Here is a 16,027-nt window from a genome sequence, read left to right as displayed (position 1 = left end):
ACGCCGAGCCCCTGCCCACCGACCCGGCACCTGCCACCGACCCGGCACCTGCCACCGATCCTGCGGCGCCGGCCGCGGAGCCCCCGGGCGCCGCGCCGCCCGACGCCGTCGTCGTCCGGGACCTGAAGGTCCACTTCCCCCTGCGTACGGGCGTGCTGCGCCGCGTCACCGGCAAGGCGCGCGCCGTGGACGGAGTCTCCTTCACCGTGCCCGCCCGCAGCATCGTCACCATCGTCGGGGAGAGCGGCAGCGGGAAGACCACCACCGGGCGGGCCCTGCTCGGCCTCTCCCCCCTCACCTCGGGCGAAGTGGCCATCCACGGGCGCGAGTTGCGGGAGCTGCGCGGCGAGGGGGCGCTCCCCCGGCTCGCGCAGATCGTCTACCAGGACCCGTACGCCAGCCTCAACCCGCGGATGACCGTGCGGGCGATGCTGCGCGAGGTGCTCACCGTGCACCGGACGGTGCCGCGCGAGGGGGTCGGCGACCGGGTCGAGGAGCTGCTCGGGAAGGTCGGCATCCGGCCCGAGCTGGCCGACCGCTACCCGTTCGAACTCTCCGGCGGCCAGCGCCAGCGCGCGGCCATCGCCCGCGCGCTGGCGGTCGAGCCCCGCTTCGTGGTCTGCGACGAGATCGTCTCCGCCCTCGACGTCAGCATCCAGGGCCAGATCGTCAACCTGCTCAAGGACCTGCGCCGCGACAGCGAGGTGAGCTTCCTCTTCATCTCGCACGACATGAGCGTCGTGCGGCACATCTCCGACCACGTCATCGTCATGTACGGCGGCCGGATCATGGAGAGCGCGCCCTGTGACGAGCTGTTCTCCGCGCCGCGCCATCCGTACACCCACGCGCTGCTGGGGGCGGTGCCGCTGCCCGACCCCCGGTCCCCCGGTCTCCGGAGCGAGACCGGGACCCGTGCGGAACCGCCGGACCCGGCGGCTCCGCTGCCCGGCTGCCGGTTCCAGCGGTCGTGCCCGTTCGCCACCGGCGAATGCCGCGAGGGCGATCCGCCCCCCGAGGTCGCGATCGCGGGCACCACGCACACCGTGGCCTGCCACCACCACGACTCCACCGCCGTACGCGACGCCCTGTCCGCGGAAAGGACCACCACACCATGACCTCCGTGACCTCCGCCTCCCCGCCCGCGGAGTACACCTCCCACACCGGGGGCCGCCGCCGCGAACCAGCAGGCAGCGCCGTGCCGTTGACCGACCCGTCGACGGGAGCTGTCTGGGCGCACGCCCACCAGGACCCGGACGCCGTCGAGGACGCCGTCGCCGGTGCGCGGGGCGCGTTCCCCGACTGGAGCCGGCTGCCCCAACACGCGCGGGCCGACCTGCTCCACCGGCTGGGGGACGTACTGGTCGCCCACACCGAGGAGTTGGCGCAGCTGGAGAGCCTGGCCAACGGCAAGCCCCTGGCGGCCACCCGGGGCGAGGTCGGCGCGCTGGCCCGCTGGTACCGGTACTTCGCCGCCGCCGCCGAGACCCTGGAGCACACCTCCCGGCCCCTCAGCGGCACCGCCGACGCGCTGATCACCCACGAGCCGCTGGGCGTGGTCGCCGCGCTCACACCCTTCAACGGGGCGCTCTCGCTCGGCTCCTGGAAGCTCGCCCCGGCTCTGGCCGCGGGCAACACGGTGATCCTCAAGCCGCCGCCGCAGGCCCCCGCGTCCTCCGTCCGCCTGGCCGAACTGGCGCTGGAGGCGGGGCTGCCGCCCGGCGTCGTCAGCGTCGTGATCGGCGGCGCGGAGGAGGGGCGGCGGCTCGTCGAGCACGAGGACGTGGCGATGGTGACCTTCACCGGAAGCACCGACGTCGCGCGGGTGCTCGGGGCCCAGGCCGCCTCCCGGATGAAGCGGTACGTGTGCGAGGCGGGCGGCAAGTCCGCGCACCTCGTCTTCGCCGACGCCGACCTGGACGGCGCCGTGGTCGCCGCCCGGCAGGGCGCGTTCTCGGCGGCGGGGCAGACCTGTGTGGCGGGCTCCCGCGTCCTCGTACAGCGCGAGGTCTATCAGGAGTTCCTCCAGCGGTACGCCGACGCGGTCGGGCGGCTGCGGGTGGGCGATCCGCGCGACCCGGACACGCACGTCGGCCCGGTGGCCTCCGCCGAGGCGCTGGCCCGGATCGAGTCCTACGTCGACGGCGCGCTGGCGCAGGGCGCGAAGGCGCTCGTGGGCGGCCGGCGGGCGAACGTGGAGGGCGCGGAGGGCGGCTTCTGGTTCGAGCCGACGGTGCTGGTCGACGCGGACCCGGAGTCGGCGGTCTGCCGTGAGGAGATCTTCGGTCCCGTCGTGACCGTCCACCCCTTCGACACCGAGGACGAGGCGGTGGCGCTCGCCAACTCCCTCGAATACGGGCTGGCCGCCGGGTTCTGGACGCGCGACGCGGCGCGTGCGCACCGGGTGGCGCGCCGCCTGGAGGCGGGCGTGGTCTGGGTGAACACCTACCGGCAGCTGCACTGGAGCGTCCCGTTCGGCGGCTACAAGCAGTCCGGCCTCGGCCGGGAGAACGGTGTGGAGGCCGTCGCCGAGTTCCTCCAGACCAAGTCGATCGTCACGGAGCACGGCACCCCGGCGGACCCGTTCGGCGGCTGACCCCCGCGCCGCGCGCGGCCCCCGCTCCCCGTACACCACCTTCACCGTCAGGACGTCAGATGGAATTCCTCGTCAACATCCAGATCAACTGGCCCGAGACCATGGACCCCGAGCACAAGGAGTCCGTCTCGGAGGCCGAGCGCCTGCGGGCCGCAGAACTCGCCACGGCGGGGCACCTCGTGCGGATGTGGCGCGTGCCGGGCCGGACCGAGAACTGGGGGCTGTGGCGGGCCGCCGACCCCACCGAGCTGCACGCGATCATCTCCTCGCTGCCGGTCTGGCCCTGGATGGACGTCACCGTGCAGGCCCTGGCCGCCCACCCCGTCGACCCGGGCGCCCCGGCCCGCGCCGCCTGAGCCAGCGCAGCGGGCCCGGCCGCTCGCGGCCGGGCCCGCTGCGCCTCCAGCGCGGCCCGCCCCGCGTCCGACAGGCCGACCGCGCGGGCCATCGACTACGGGCGTACGCGCTGACCCATCCGACGGCGGACGGTAGCGACTCCGGCACACAGCGAATTCCTGTCGCCGGACCGATGATTTCTCCTCGCCCAGGCAGTCTGCACGGCGACAAGGAAAACACCCCTGACAGGAGCAGCGCGCATGGGAACTCTCGCCGTAGTCAACTTCATGTCCCTCGATGGCGTCATCCAATCGGTCCTCTCCCCCGACGAGGACCGGGACGGCGGCTTCGACCAGGGCGGATGGGTCATGCCCTACGTCGACGAGGCGGTCGAGAAGTTCATGAGCGACGCCACCTCCCAGGCCGGGGCGCTGCTGCTGGGCAGGCGGACGTACGAGATCTTCGCGTCCACCTGGCCCTACGCCGACATGGGTGACCCCGCGGTGGCAGCGATGAACGCCATGCCCAAGTACGTGGCCTCCCGCACGCTCACCCACCCCGAGTGGGCGAACTCCACCGTGCTCGGCGCCGACGTGGCCGCGGAGGTCGCCGAGATCAAGAAGCACGCGGACTCCGACATCCTGGTGCTGGGCAGCGGCGGGCTCATCCCCACCCTCGCCCGGCACGACCTGATCGACGAGTACCGTCTGCTGGTCTTCCCCCTGATCCTCGGCCCCGGCAAACAGCTCTTCACCGAAGCCCGCCCGCCTCGGCAGCTCAAGCTCGTCGACACGAAGGCTTCCACCACCGGAGTCCTGATCAACACCTACCGACGCACGGACGGCTGAGGCCGTACGACGCTACGGCCCACAGTCCGAGGGCGCGGCCACCATCCTCGCCGGCACCAGCACGAATCAGGTGCCGTGGGGCCGTTCTCCACGGATGCCCGACAGGTGCGCCTGTTCGGGGACGGGGCGGTTGGCTGACCGGTGGGGCTATCTGGCGCGCCGAATCTGAGGCACGAGCAGATGAGTCCGCTCCTGGCGGGGTGCGCAGGCCCACTACGCTCTTGGTGGTCGTGGTCACTCGACCACGGACAGTGGGCCTGCGTCGTAGCCTGGGGAAAGCCACCCGACAGGCTAGGAGCAAGGCCATGGACCACCAGAGCGCCAACTCTGCCGCCGCTGCGCGCCACAGCACGATCGGCGCGGCCATCACGGAGCTGCGCCTCGCTGCCCAGTGGTCCCAGGCCCGCCTGGCCGAAGAGCTGTGCGCAGTCTCCGGCCAGGCCTACACGCGATGGGACATCTCGCGATGGGAATGCGGAAAACGCCGCCCGCGTTCGAGGACGTTGCGGCTCATCGCCGCCGCCTTGCAGGTCCCCGTACAGATGCTGGAGGCATCACCCGTGCACCGTCGTGCCTTCGTGACCGACCTCGCCGCCACCGCCATAGCGCCGGTCGTCGCGAGCGATCTGATACAGGAAGGGTTCGCTGCCGCCCTTCGTGGCCAGGCTCCGAACGTGGACGAGTGGCGCGCCAAGCTGGACGCGTACGGGCACGACTACATGACGATGGGCGCCGCCGACATCCAGCGGCGGCTCGCCGGGGAATTGGTCCTGCTCCAGCGGCAGGCCGACCGTCCCGAACTGTGGGCGGTCGCGGCGAAGCTCATGACCTTGTTCGCAAAGACCTTCCCCGGCTCGGACGGGGTGAAGGCCGTGAGCTGGTACCGCATGGCGGCGCAGGCTGCGGACCGTTCGGGGGACACGGACACGCGTGTCTGGGTGCGTGGCCGCGCTGTCATCGCCCTGGGCTACGAGGGTGCGGCGCTGCCGGTCGCGGAGAAGCTGGCGTGTGAGGCACTGGAGATCTCCGATCAGCCCTCGCTGGGCAGGCTGAACGCCCTGATGGGCGGCGCCCATGTCGCGGCACTGCGCGGGGACCGGCTGGGCGCGCTGCGGCTGGCCGACGAAGGGCGGCGCGTCCACGATCTCGCCGGGTCGCATGACCAGGCGTCCGACTACGCCGTGCCGTACTGGCGGCAGCAGGTGTTCCTGTCCCTGCTGCTCGCCCGCCTGGGTGAGGAGCGGGGTGCGGTGGAGGCGCAGGACGCCGCCGCCGCCGAACTGCCCGCCGAACTGCCCCGGTTCGCCACGCATCTGGAGCTGCACCGGGGCCTGATGATGGCACGCGCCGGAGACCAGCACGGCGGGAAACGGTACGCCCGAGCGGCCCTGGACCGACTGCCGGTCGAGAAACACTCCCTGACGCTCCGGATGCTCCTCGCAGAGATTGAATCAACCGCCTTCGCGTAGAAGTCGGTTGGCCCACAGTTTGGCTACTCCCAGCGCAGCGCGCAGCGGTGAAGCTGTGCGGCATGACAGACATCGGACAATCCGCATCCGTCAACCGCTCCCGGCGGCATCTGCCCAAGGAACCGGATGTCGTAGCAGAACAGGCGTCAGTGCTACTCGGTGATCAGTCCGGGACGTTGATCCGCGCCCCCCACACCCCTCCCCAGTTCTGTCTGGCGCCCCTCGGCACGGACACGGGCTGGTCCGCGCTGCCGCACACCTCGGCCATCGGTCCTCAGTGGGTGCTGGGGCCCGCTCTGGAGCGGCAGTTGACTGACCCGGACGCCCTGCACGCTGCGCTCGCTCACGCTGTCGGCGCGGCCTTCGGTGCGGAGGCCGTCCGGTGACCGCCACACCAACTGCTGCCGCTTCGGTGCGTGCTGCCGTGGATCGGGCGTTGGCCTCGTTGACCGCTCCGGCAGGGCCTGAGTTGGCGGTGTTGGAGGGGGAGGTGCGGGGGTATGTGGTGGCGATACTGCCTGCGGCAGAGGTTGCCGCCGAAGCCCTTCCCCGCCGTTCGCCCGATTGGTGGCAGCGGCGCACCAGGCTGGAGATGATCCGTGCCCAGCTCGCCCAGCCACCCGCACGCGGACCGCTCGCGGCGCATGTGCGGGTGCAGCTGCTGGCGCGGGACTGCGCCTGGCTGCTGACCTGCGCGCAGGAGGCACGGTGACCCGCCGCTACAACCGGGTGGAGGCGGTGGTGACCGCGCAGACCGTGCATATCGGGGACACCGTCCGCGTCTACGGCGCCCCGCGCGTGGTGCGGAATCTGCGGGCGTTGCCGGGCGGGGACAAGCTGCTCTTCTTCGAGGGCGGCATCACCTACCGGCTGCTGGTCAACGTCCCCCTGGACAGTCCCGCGCCGCCAGCCGAGCCGCCGCGCGAGTGGCGCTGTACGCCCGATCACCATCCGGACGCGGAGCCGGTCACGCACGCGATGCAGTGCGCCGTGTGTGCGAAGTCCTCGGCGGCGTACGGGGACTTCGCCGCAGCGCAGCGCTGGGCCGTGGAGCACAGCGGACGGCTGCCCACGCACACCGTCTTCCGGGAGGTCATCCGCCGCCCCTGGCACACCACCCCCCTCACCGGGGAGGCGGGAGGATGAGGGCGCGCGACACTTCCTGGCGCGTCGGCGTGCTCGTCATCGTGCGCGACCCCGCCGGGGCCGTGCTCATGGTCGACCGCGACGGATGGCAGCTGCCCGGCGGCGAGGTACCCCCCGCAGAACCCGTCACCCGCACCGCCGCACGGCAACTGGAGGAACAGACCGGACTCACGCCACCCCTGACGCACCTCGTCGGCCTCACGCAGAACCCGGCAGGAGCCATCCTCCTCACCCTGGACGGCGGCACCCTCACCACCGACGAAGTGGCGACGCTACGGGGCGCACCCACGCGCCACACCTGGATGGCACCCCGCCAACTCCCCCACCGGCAAGCCCACATCACCGCCGCCCTCCACGCCATCGACCACGGAAACGAAATCAGGGTCGAGATTGGCAACCGTCGTTAGTCCTGAGTGCTGTGTTGGCTGGGTTCAGCGAGGCCACTCTTCACACTCTGTGACGGTTGAAATGTTATGGGACGTGTACGGAACGTGGTCCTAGGATGCGCAAGAACCGCATCCACCAGCCGAGGGGGGCGGGTTGAGAGAGCTGGCCTGCATCGCGCCAGAGGCCCGGAACCGGCTCGTCGTTCGGTTCGGAGCTTGGGTGCTGGCCTGGTGTGATGAGTTGCCGACTCCAGGGTGGTGCCTGTGCTGTACGGCATAGTTGCCAGCATGATGATCAATCAAATCGACGGCGTGGACTGGGAGTCGATGCGCCACGCCTATGGTCCGGCAAGCGACGTTCCCAGCTGGCTGCGAGGGATGGCCTCGGCGGACCCCGGTTTCCGGGACGAGGCTTTCAGCCACTTCTACTCTGCGGCGCTCCATCAGGGGGATGTCTACCCCTGCACCGTGGCAAGCCTGCCATTCCTCTTCGAGATGGCCGACAGCCCCGAGTCCCCTGACCGCGCCTCGATCATCGGGCTGCTGCTCAGCATCGGCCGGCTGTGCCTGGACATGGATCCCGAGGCGGTCTACTTCACGCCGGACGGCACCGAATCCAGAGCCCATGTGGATGCCTTGGCAGCGATAGGTGAGCGCGCCGAGGCCTTCGTCCGCTGGGTGACGGACCACGATCAGCTGGTGCGGCGGCCCGCGATCGAGGGCCTCGGACTCTTCCTCGGCGGCAGCGCACAGGCAGTGGAGGTCCTGCGCGGTCTGCTTCCCGGAAGCGGCATGGTGGAGCGGCTGCTCATCGTGAGGACGGTGGCCACAGTGGCGCTGCAGGATGCGGCCGTACACGGTACGGCCTCCAGCTGGCTTCAGGCTCTGGCCGGTGACACGACAGAAGCACCCGAGGTCCGGCTCGCTGCTCTCGTGCACCGGGCTCGGTGCACACCGGGGGAGATCGGCGACGCTGTTGTACCGGCGGCGGTCGGCCTGCTCCGGGAGATCACACCGGGCGAGACCGGCCGGGATGACGACGCGTCCTGCCGGGCCGGGGCGGAGCAGGGTGTTGCTGCGGGCTCGACACCTGCTCCGGGCGTGCCGCCGCAGATCGCCGCGGCGTTCGAGGACCTGGAACGGCAGGACCAGGTTCACGCACCGACGACTCCTGTGCTGAGTGCCCTGCACACGCTGCTGGGCGATCGTGTGCTTGAGCGCACCGCTGTGCTCACCGAGCAGTTGTGCAGCGCGGACCCTGCCGTGCGCTACGACGCGATCGGCATGGCCCAGGAGCTGATCGGCCAGTGGCGGGGGGATCACACCGGTCTTGTGGTGCTGCTCGCGGGCTGCCTCCTGCCCGAAGACGCGTACACCTCCGCCGCGGCGGCGGAGGTTCTCGGGTCCCTGGGGCCTGTGAGCGAGCCGGCCCGGGAGTCCCTCGCCTCCTACGTCGAGTTGGCCCGCACGGAACATGGGCCGCGCGTGTGGGCGGTCCGGGAGCGGCTGGTCCGCCGCGCCCACCAGGAAGCCGTCAGGGCGCTGGCAGGCCTGGGGGATCTGCGGGCGCTGCCCAGTGTGCTGACGGCGCTGGACGAGGGCACCGATGCCTGGCGTGCCGTGCAGGTGGCCGGTCACTTGCGCGAGGCGGCCGGTGACCTCACGCCGAGGCTGTCGAAGCTCTTGGCGGAGGTGGACTTCTCGGACTCGTCGCAGGCGATGAGCGCAGGCGCTCTGACGTCCGCCCTGGAAGAGCTGGCTGATCCGGCGGCTGCACCAACGCTCGCCAGTGCAGTTACGGCGGCGGTTCGCCAGGAGCAGTGGCATACGGCCGTCCCCGCTCTGAACGCACTGGCCTCCTTCGGCCCTGATTCCGCCTTCGCTCTGGAGGTGGTTCGCCCGTTGGCCGACGCACAGGACCTCCACGTCCGGGCGGCCGCGACCGCGGCACTGTGGGAATTGGAAGGCGATGCGGCCGGCGTCGTGCCACGGCTGGTTGAGCTCCTTGACACCCACAAACAGAGCGAGGCGGCCGAGGTCCTGGGGCGGATCGGACAGACTGCCGCACCCGCGCTGCCCCGTCTGCGGAAGATGCTGACGGCGGGCCACGAGTGGACCCGGGTCTACGCCGCAGCCGCCCTGTGGGATATCGGCGGCGACGCTGAGGCGTCTGCCGTGGTGGAGACGCTCCTGACGGCCTGGGCAAAGAACGACGCGACATCCAACCACGTCCTCGCCTGCCTGAACCGCATGGGACCGGCTGCCCGGCCGGCCCTCCCCCGGGTCCGCGAAGAGCTCACGCTCCTACGCCGCAGCGGCAGCTTCCGTAGCATCTCCAACGATGAGGAGCTGCTGGCCACCTGCCGCGCCATCACGGCCCGCTCTTGAGCAGAGCCCTGCAGACGATCCCCGTGCGGTTGCGATCCCTCCTCATCCTGGACGGCGGCACCCTCACCACCGACCGAGCCGCAGCCCTGCGCGACGCACCCTCACGCCACACCTGGGTCACAACCCGCCAACTTCCCTACCAGCAAGCCCACATCACCGACGCGCTGCACGCCATCGACCACGGAAGTGAACTCGGGGTCGAGGAACATCCATGCGAGAACGTGTGCTAAGCCTTTCCCCCGCCGAGCGGCTCCTTTGCCTGGGGTGATTCGTGGGCACAGTCTTCGCGGATCGGTTGTCGATCTTCGGAGGGGTGTCGTGTCGGTCAAGTTCTTGGCGGACAAACAAGCGCCCGGCGGCGCCCGGACTTTGCTGGAGGTACGTCAAGCGAGCTTGTCGAGAGCGTGGGTGATCTCGTCGTCCTCCGCCCCTCGTGCGCCGAGCACGAGACACTGTTCCAGCGCGCTTCGGATGACGTGGGGACTGCGGCTCTCGAACTGCGCGAACTCGTCGACGGCGCCATTCCTGGACAGGTCCAGCCGGTACCGCCCTGCACGGTCCATGTCGGGGTACCACCCCAGGAAGATCCTGAGCGCCCCCTCCCTTTCCACACACCCGTCGGAAGCCGAGGACATCAGCCGCATGGCGAGGATGTCCTGCGTCAGATACAGATCCAGGTCGTCGTCGGAAAGCTCTTCGTCTTCCTCGAAGCGGACGAAGTTGTTGAACAGCATCATCCATCCGGTGGGGACGGCGAGCGCCGTCAGATCCCTGAACATGTGCGCGTCCTCTGTTGCTGGGCAATGATTCTCGGTGATCGCGCCGAAAAGACGTCGGCCCCCGGATCGATCCACGGTCGAACCCCGCCCACGAACACGATCACGGGCTCAGCGCATGATCTCGCATGGAGGTGGACCGGGGCGGACCGGTCCTCAGGCGCGTTGCCTCGTCGTGTGCGAGGCCGGCTTCCTCCCGGTTGCCGCTGCGGGCTGGGGCAGGGGGCCGCCGCGCAGCAGCAGCGCGGACATGACGGCGCCGAGCGCCAGGGCCGCAGCGCACCACCAGAACACCGTGACGTAGCTGTCGATCGCGGCGAGGCGGAGCTGCTCCGGCGACGGCCTGCCCCGCACGTTGCCGTCCAGCCAGTCGGTGACGGCGGTGGCGGCGAGGGTGTTGAGCAGCGCGGTGCCGATGGCGCCGCCGAGCTGCTGGCCGGTGCTCAGGCACGCCGAGGCGACACCCGCGTCCTGGGGTGCCACTCCGGAGGTGCCGGTGTTCAGCGCGGCGGCGTAGATCAGCCCCAGGCCGAGACCGATCAGGAGGGTCGGCCCGAGCAGCCCGTCCGCGTACGTGGAGTTCACGTCGATCCGGGTCAGCCAGGTCATTCCGGCCGCGCCGGCCAGCAGGCCCGTGGTGACCAGCGGCCTGGGGCCGGAGCGCGGCATCAGCTTCATGCCGCCCAGACTGGTCGCCAGGGCGGTGCCCGCGACCATCGGCAGCAGCGCCACGCCCGACTGGATCGCCGAGTAGTCCAGGGTGGTCTGCATGAGGTAGACGAGGAACAGCAGCATGCCGAAGAAGGCGATGCCGACGACCAGTACCGTGAGGTAGGCGCCACCCCGGTTGCGGTCGAGGACGATTCGCGGCGGCAGCAGCGGATGCGCGGCGCGCGTCTGCCACAGGACGAACCCGAGCAGCAGTGCGGCGCCGAGTACGAGGAAGCCCCACGTCGAGGGCTGGCTCCAGCTCTCCTCCGCGTGGGAGAAGCCGTAGACCACGCAGAACAGCCCGCCCGACGCGGCCACCACTCCCGGGATGTCCATCCGGGCGCCCGCCCGGGGCTGCCGGGTCAGCAGCAGCGCGCCGCCGATGACCGCGGGCACGGCGAAGACCAGGTTGACGTACATGCACCAGCGCCAGCCGAGGCCGGAGGTCAGCGCGCCGCCCAGGATCAGCCCCAGGCCGCCGCCGCTGGCCACGACCCCGCCGAAGATCCCGAACGCCTTGCCGCGCTCCTTTGGGTCGGAGAACGTGGTGGCCAGCAGGGCCAGGCAGGCGGGCGACAGCAGCGCGGCGAAGACGCCCTGGAAGGCACGGGCGGTCACCAGCACCTCGAAGTTGCCCGCGGCGCCGCCGGCCGCCGAGGCGACCGCGAAGCCGACCAGCCCGGTCAGGAACGCCTGCTTCCTGCCGATGATGTCGGACAGCCGCCCGCAGAACAGCAGCAGGCTGCCGAACGGCAGCGCGTACGCGGTCACGATCCACTGCCGGTCGGCGTCCGTGAACCCCAGGTCGTCCTGCGCCGAGGGTAGCGCGAGGTTCATCACCGTCAGATCGAGGCCGACCATGAGGTAGGCGCAGCAGATGACCGCGAGGACCAGCCACCTCCTCGGGTCACCGGTCGGCTGGGCCGCGCTCTGTGCTGCCATGATCATCCCCTAGTTCCGAGTGCCGACGCACGGTCGTGAAGTCGCACCGTTATGACGAATCAGGGGGCCACTCTGTGAGGTGGGGCGCGAGAACTGGCTTTGCCGACCGACCTGCGGCCGGGGCAGCGTGCTACCCGTGCCGGGCTGCCCGCCGTCGTACGGACACGATGCCGGTGAGGAGTGCGCACACGGCGAGCATGTAGGCCACGGCGAAGCAGACGGCCAGCGGCGCCTGGCCGAGCCCGAGCCAGACGCCGAGCGCGAGCGCCGCGACGGCCCCGCAGACCGCGTCGAAGGCGCCCAGCCGCGCGAAGTTGTGCCGGGCGAGCAGGCCGGCGGCGACCACCGTGAGGGGGCCGAGCCCCGCCGTGAGCGTCGGGACGGCGGACAGGCCCACGCCCGCGTCGAGTTGGGCGAGGAAGCCGATCAGCGGGGCGGCGGCCCACAGCGACCACGTCACGAGGTTGGGGCGCGCCTGGCCGCGCCAGGTGGCCCACGCGTAGCGGGCGCTGCCGGCCAGGCCGAGTGCCGCGGCCATGAAGACCCACCTCGGATCGAGCACGCGTACCCCCTCCGGCGCGGGGCCGGGCGGGCCTCGTGCTACTTCTTCGTGGTCACCTCGACCTCTTCGGTGAAGGGGCCCCAGTTGCCGTCGGGGAGTTTCGCCCGCACCTTGACGGCGTAGGTGACGCCGGACTTCTTTCCCATGGGGAGGCTGAGGGTGCCGGTGTCCTTGGGCGCCGACTCGCCGAGGACGAGCTTGGAGCCGAACTTCCCGTCGACGTACACCTCGTACTCGCTGATGGTGCCGTCCGCCTTCGGCGCGTTCCAGACCAGGTCGAGTTCGTAGGCGCCCTTCACGCTGCGCGCCGTCGCCTGGAGGTCCGTCGGCAGTTCGGCGCGGGTGGCGCCCTCAGGTGCCGCCTTGGTGGTCACGGTGACGGCCGTACTCTCCGCGGAGGCGTTGTCGGCGGCGTCCCGTGCCTTGAGCGTGAAGCTGTAGCGGGTACCGGGGCGCAGCGTGGTGACGGAGGCGGTGGTCTTGGTGCCGCTCACACTGTGGATCTTGGTCCCCTTCTGGTAGATGTCGTAGGAGGTGACCTCATGGTCGTCCTTGGACTTCTTCCAGGTGAGCGTGGCCGAACTCGGTCCGTCCGTCCGGCCCTCGAGCCCGGTGGGACGGGTGGGCGGCTTGGTGTCGTCGGCCGCCGCGGAGGGGGTGGTGACGGAGACGGCGGAGCTGCGCCTCGAGACGTTCCCGGCGGCGTCCCGCGCCCGTACGGAGAACTTGTAGGAGACCGACGGCTTGAGCCCGGTGATGTCGACCATGTGGCTGTCGGCCGGCACGTTCTTGATCTTCTTGCCGTTCCGGTACACCTCGTAGCGCTTGACCTCCCCGGTGTCGGCGGAGCGGCTCCACATGACGTGCACCGACGTGGAGCTGCTGACGTCGGCGGTCACATCGGCCGGCACGGAGGGGGCTTCGGTGTCACCGTCGTCGGAGGAGCCGCAGGCGGCCAGGGCCAGCAGGCAGGCGACGGTGCTCAGCGCGGCGAGTTGGGGGGTGGGCCTCACGAAGGCGCCTCTCATCCTGCGGGGCAATGGTCTAGACAAACATCCCATGGTGATCGCGTACATTCAAGACTTCGGGCCCGGGGTGACGCAGGCCGCCGCGCTCCGGCTGACCTGCGACGCCCCGGGCCGTCCGCGCACGCTCACCGCCGCCGGAGGGAGACCGGGGACCGCGCCCCCGTGCGCCGCCGACGTACGGGTGGTCCTCGGGCGTGTTTCGAAAGTCCCGCCTGGCCCGCGGCGCTACTTTCGAAACACCCCCTAGCCGCCGATGTTCACGTCGATGCAGGAGTAGAAGGCCATCTGCGTGTCAGCGACGTTCCAGACGGCGAGCACCTTCTGCTTGCCGGTGATGCCGCCGAAGTCCACCTGGTGGCTGACGCTGCTCGCGGGCATCCTGCCGCCGTCGTTGAACTCCGCGACCTTCTGGCCTCCGACGAAGTACTGCCAGGTGCTGGTGGCGTGCCGGACCTTGAGCTTCCAGTTGAAGGTGGTGCTGCTGGAGACTCGGCTGACCTGCCAGTTCTTGCTGTCGTCGTTCAGGTCGGCGAACCGGCCGATGCCGCCGTGGCAGCTCTTGAGGCCCTTCGGCCCCTCGACGCTGTAGGGCTCCCACTTGATCTGGCCGCACTGGACGACGCCTCTGGCGCACTGGTCCTGGCGGCTCGACGGCGAGGTCACGTGGCCGTGCGCACCCGCCAGCGTGCCCGGGAGGCTCACCGCGATGAGCGGGGCGATCCCGGCTCCTACCACCATGGCCAGCTTTCGCTTCACGTTCATGCCTACTCCTTCGTTGGCGAGACCACCGCCGAGGGTGCGGGTGCGGCCAAGCACCCGCGTCGCCGCGCGGTCTCGTCGAGTGGGGTGAATGGGGGGTCTGTGAAGACACACGTGGCCAGTGGTGAGGGAGGTGCAGCCGTGCGGCACCGTTCCGCTGGTCGGCTGCGAACTGGCAATCGAGGTCCGCGAGTTGGGCTTGGTCTAGACCATAGTCATTGTCCGGGCCCCGTCAAGAGGGCGCGTACACAGTACTCGGCGCTCCCCTTCCGGCACGTAACGCCATCAGAGGAGGATGTGGCGCGTCATCCCCGACACCGGGGAGCCGCGCCCCTGACGCACCCCCGAGTCACTCTGCGGGCCCTCTCCGGGAAGATCCCGATGGTGCGGCTGCCGCGTAGCTGGTCAGCTCTCCCTATGAGCCTTCTTCCCTTAGCACGCCGCCTGTTCACCGTCCTCACCGCCGCGGGTGCGCTCGCCGCCGCCACCCCGGCGCTGGCCGACTCCGGCCGCCAGCCCTCCGGTTCGCACACGAGAACCCAGGAGGCCCTGTCCGAGATCGTGCGGCAGGGCACGCCGGGCGCCATCGCCCAGGTGCGGCACGGCGACGAGGTGTGGCGCGGCCGGGCGGGCATCCGCGACCTCGCCACCGGGCAACCCCGCACCACCCGCGAGAAGTTCCGCATCGCCAGCCTGACAAAGACCTTCACCGCCACGGTGCTGCTCAAGCTCGAGGCCAGGGGGAAGCTGTCGCTCGACGACAGCGTGGAGAAGTGGCTGCCGGGCGTGGTGCGCGGCGCGGGCTACCGGCCCGAGCACATCACCGTGCGCCACCTCCTCAACCACACGAGCGGAATCTTCGACTACAACACGGACGCGGGCTTCCGCGCCAAGTACGCCGGGGACGCGTTCGAGGCGAACCGCTACCTCCGGTGGACCCCCCAGGAGCTGGTGGACATCGCGCTCGCCCACCCGCCGAACTTCCAGCCCGAGCAGGGCAGCAGGCCCGGCCGACCCGGCGCGTGGGACTACTCCGACACCAACTACGTCCTGGCCGGAATGATCATCGAGAGGGCCTACGGCCACAGCTACAAGAAGGCGGTCGAACGGCTCCTCATCGAGCCGCTGGACCTGCGCGGCACCAGCGTCCCCGAGTCCACCCCCCGACTCCCCTGGCCGCACGCGACGCACTACTCCACGCTCTTCGAGGACGGGCCGCAGGCCAAGGTGCGCGACGTCACCGAGTTCAGCCCCACGGTGGCCTTCTCCGCCGGAGAGATGATCTCGACCGTCGGCGACGTGACCACCTTCCTCGCCGCCCTGCTGGGCGGCGACCTGCTGCCCGCCGCCCAGCAGCGGCAGCTGCTCGACCAGGTCTCCGTCGACGGTGACAAGGGCCACGGCGGCCCCGAGGACTTCTACGGCCTCGGCATCCGGCACTTCAAGCTCGCCGAGGGGTGCTGGGTCTGGGGCCACGGCGGCATGATCCCCGGCTCCGCGAGCCGTACGGCGGCCTCCGCGGACGGCCGGCACGTCCTGACCATGAACCGCAACGGCGACTGGGGCGAACAGGGGCTGGAGGACGCTGTCGTGGTGACCGAGTTCTGCCGCCGCTGAGACCCGCCGGGACCCGCCGGGGGCCGTTCACCGCGCGGGTCAGGAGCCGAAGCGGCGGCGCGCGGACTCGATGTGGCCGAGATGGCGCTGCGTCCAGTCGCACATGCTGTGGACGGTCTCGCGCAGCGCGCGGCCCGGCCCGGTGAGGGTGTACTCGACCCGCGGCGGCACGATGGGGTACACCTCCCGCTCGACCAGGCCGTTGCGCTCCAGCATGCGCAGGTTCTGGGTGAGCATCTTGTGGCTGATGCCCTCGACCTCGTGCCGCACCTCGCTGAAGCGCAGAGTGCGCGGGCCCAGCGCGTCGATGATCAGGAGCGCCCACTTGTTGGCGACGTCCGAGAAGATCTCGCGCGCCAGCGAGTCCGCGCGCGTCAGGTCCGCATCCTCCGGCAAGCCGCTGAACTGCTTGGTCACCATGAGGTTCCCCTGTCACCGGAAAGTGCGTTCTTCCATGTCAGCGTTC

18 protein-coding genes are annotated in these 16,027 nt (G+C 70.7%); 12 read left to right on the top strand and 6 right to left on the bottom strand.

The annotated features are described in order from the left end of the window. Positions 1–122: 122 nt before the first annotated feature. The 11 genes from H299_RS31605 (at position 123) to H299_RS0101520 (ending at position 9,396) form a co-directional block, all read left to right on the top strand. Positions 123–1,115, top strand: a complete 993-nt coding sequence (locus H299_RS31605; RefSeq protein WP_486587124.1) for an ABC transporter ATP-binding protein — start codon at positions 123–125, stop codon at positions 1,113–1,115. Beyond that, complete coding sequence (locus H299_RS0101565; RefSeq protein ID WP_106965693.1) at positions 1,112–2,593, top strand: aldehyde dehydrogenase family protein; 1,482 nt, start codon at positions 1,112–1,114, stop codon at positions 2,591–2,593. Before H299_RS31605 ends, H299_RS0101565 begins: the two co-directional genes overlap by 4 nt. A gap of 59 nt (positions 2,594–2,652) precedes the next feature. Continuing rightward, positions 2,653–2,949: a muconolactone Delta-isomerase family protein gene (locus tag H299_RS0101560; RefSeq protein ID WP_027746972.1), complete on the top strand. Its 297-nt coding sequence runs from the start codon at positions 2,653–2,655 to the stop codon at positions 2,947–2,949. A gap of 240 nt (positions 2,950–3,189) precedes the next feature. After that, entirely contained in the window at positions 3,190–3,777 is a 588-nt protein-coding gene (locus H299_RS0101555) for a dihydrofolate reductase family protein (RefSeq protein ID WP_027746971.1), read from the top strand. A 305-nt stretch (positions 3,778–4,082) separates the two neighbouring features. Continuing rightward, positions 4,083–5,246 (top strand): helix-turn-helix domain-containing protein, encoded by a 1,164-nt coding sequence (locus tag H299_RS0101550; protein ID WP_051262019.1) that lies wholly within the window; start codon positions 4,083–4,085, stop codon positions 5,244–5,246. A 176-nt stretch (positions 5,247–5,422) separates the two neighbouring features. After that, complete coding sequence (locus H299_RS0101545) at positions 5,423–5,632, top strand: hypothetical protein (RefSeq protein ID WP_158692253.1); 210 nt, start codon at positions 5,423–5,425, stop codon at positions 5,630–5,632. Next, entirely contained in the window at positions 5,629–5,958 is a 330-nt protein-coding gene (locus H299_RS40110; RefSeq protein ID WP_486587110.1) for a DUF6415 family natural product biosynthesis protein, read from the top strand. The genes H299_RS0101545 and H299_RS40110 overlap by 4 nt, the downstream gene beginning before the upstream one ends. Next, positions 5,955–6,392 carry a DUF7848 domain-containing protein gene (locus tag H299_RS40105; protein ID WP_486587109.1) on the top strand — a complete coding sequence of 146 codons (438 nt, stop codon included), beginning with the start codon at positions 5,955–5,957 and terminating at the stop codon, positions 6,390–6,392. The genes H299_RS40110 and H299_RS40105 overlap by 4 nt, the downstream gene beginning before the upstream one ends. Then, complete coding sequence (locus H299_RS37265) at positions 6,389–6,799, top strand: NUDIX domain-containing protein (RefSeq protein WP_051262018.1); 411 nt, start codon at positions 6,389–6,391, stop codon at positions 6,797–6,799. The genes H299_RS40105 and H299_RS37265 overlap by 4 nt, the downstream gene beginning before the upstream one ends. Positions 6,800–7,066: 267 nt before the next feature. Beyond that, complete coding sequence (locus tag H299_RS0101525) at positions 7,067–9,166, top strand: HEAT repeat domain-containing protein (RefSeq protein WP_486587108.1); 2,100 nt, start codon at positions 7,067–7,069, stop codon at positions 9,164–9,166. Then, entirely contained in the window at positions 9,163–9,396 is a 234-nt protein-coding gene (locus H299_RS0101520) for a hypothetical protein (protein ID WP_158692251.1), read from the top strand. Before H299_RS0101525 ends, H299_RS0101520 begins: the two co-directional genes overlap by 4 nt. A gap of 153 nt (positions 9,397–9,549) precedes the next feature. On the opposite strand, the gene H299_RS0101515 is transcribed toward H299_RS0101520, so the two are convergent. The 5 genes from H299_RS0101515 to H299_RS0101495 form a co-directional block, all read right to left on the bottom strand. Beyond that, positions 9,550–9,945, bottom strand: coding sequence for a hypothetical protein (locus tag H299_RS0101515; RefSeq protein ID WP_027746966.1), 396 nt, complete (start codon positions 9,943–9,945; stop codon positions 9,550–9,552). 153 nt (positions 9,946–10,098) lie between these two features. Continuing rightward, on the bottom strand, positions 10,099–11,595 hold the full coding sequence (locus tag H299_RS0101510; RefSeq protein WP_027746965.1) for an MFS transporter: 1,497 nt from the start codon (positions 11,593–11,595) through the stop codon (positions 10,099–10,101). Positions 11,596–11,725: 130 nt separating this feature from the next. Next, a complete protein-coding gene (locus H299_RS0101505) occupies positions 11,726–12,157 on the bottom strand; it encodes a hypothetical protein (RefSeq protein ID WP_027746964.1) in 432 nt (143 codons plus the stop codon). 38 nt (positions 12,158–12,195) lie between these two features. Then, on the bottom strand, positions 12,196–13,170 hold the full coding sequence (locus H299_RS0101500; RefSeq protein ID WP_027746963.1) for a fibronectin type III domain-containing protein: 975 nt from the start codon (positions 13,168–13,170) through the stop codon (positions 12,196–12,198). Positions 13,171–13,428: 258 nt separating this feature from the next. Then, a complete protein-coding gene (locus H299_RS0101495) occupies positions 13,429–13,947 on the bottom strand; it encodes a lytic polysaccharide monooxygenase (RefSeq protein WP_027746962.1) in 519 nt (172 codons plus the stop codon). Between the two features lie 414 nt (positions 13,948–14,361). Here H299_RS0101495 and H299_RS0101490 point away from each other — a divergent pair, with 414 nt between their 5' ends. Beyond that, on the top strand, positions 14,362–15,561 hold the full coding sequence (locus tag H299_RS0101490) for a serine hydrolase domain-containing protein (RefSeq protein ID WP_027746961.1): 1,200 nt from the start codon (positions 14,362–14,364) through the stop codon (positions 15,559–15,561). A 39-nt stretch (positions 15,562–15,600) separates the two neighbouring features. Here H299_RS0101490 and H299_RS0101485 read toward each other — a convergent pair whose 3' ends face one another. Then, a complete protein-coding gene (locus H299_RS0101485; protein ID WP_027746960.1) occupies positions 15,601–15,981 on the bottom strand; it encodes a winged helix-turn-helix transcriptional regulator in 381 nt (126 codons plus the stop codon). Positions 15,982–16,027 lie beyond the last annotated feature (46 nt).

This window comes from Streptomyces sp. CNH287, from assembly GCF_000424825.1.
This window is presented reverse-complemented; position numbering and strand designations above follow the sequence as displayed.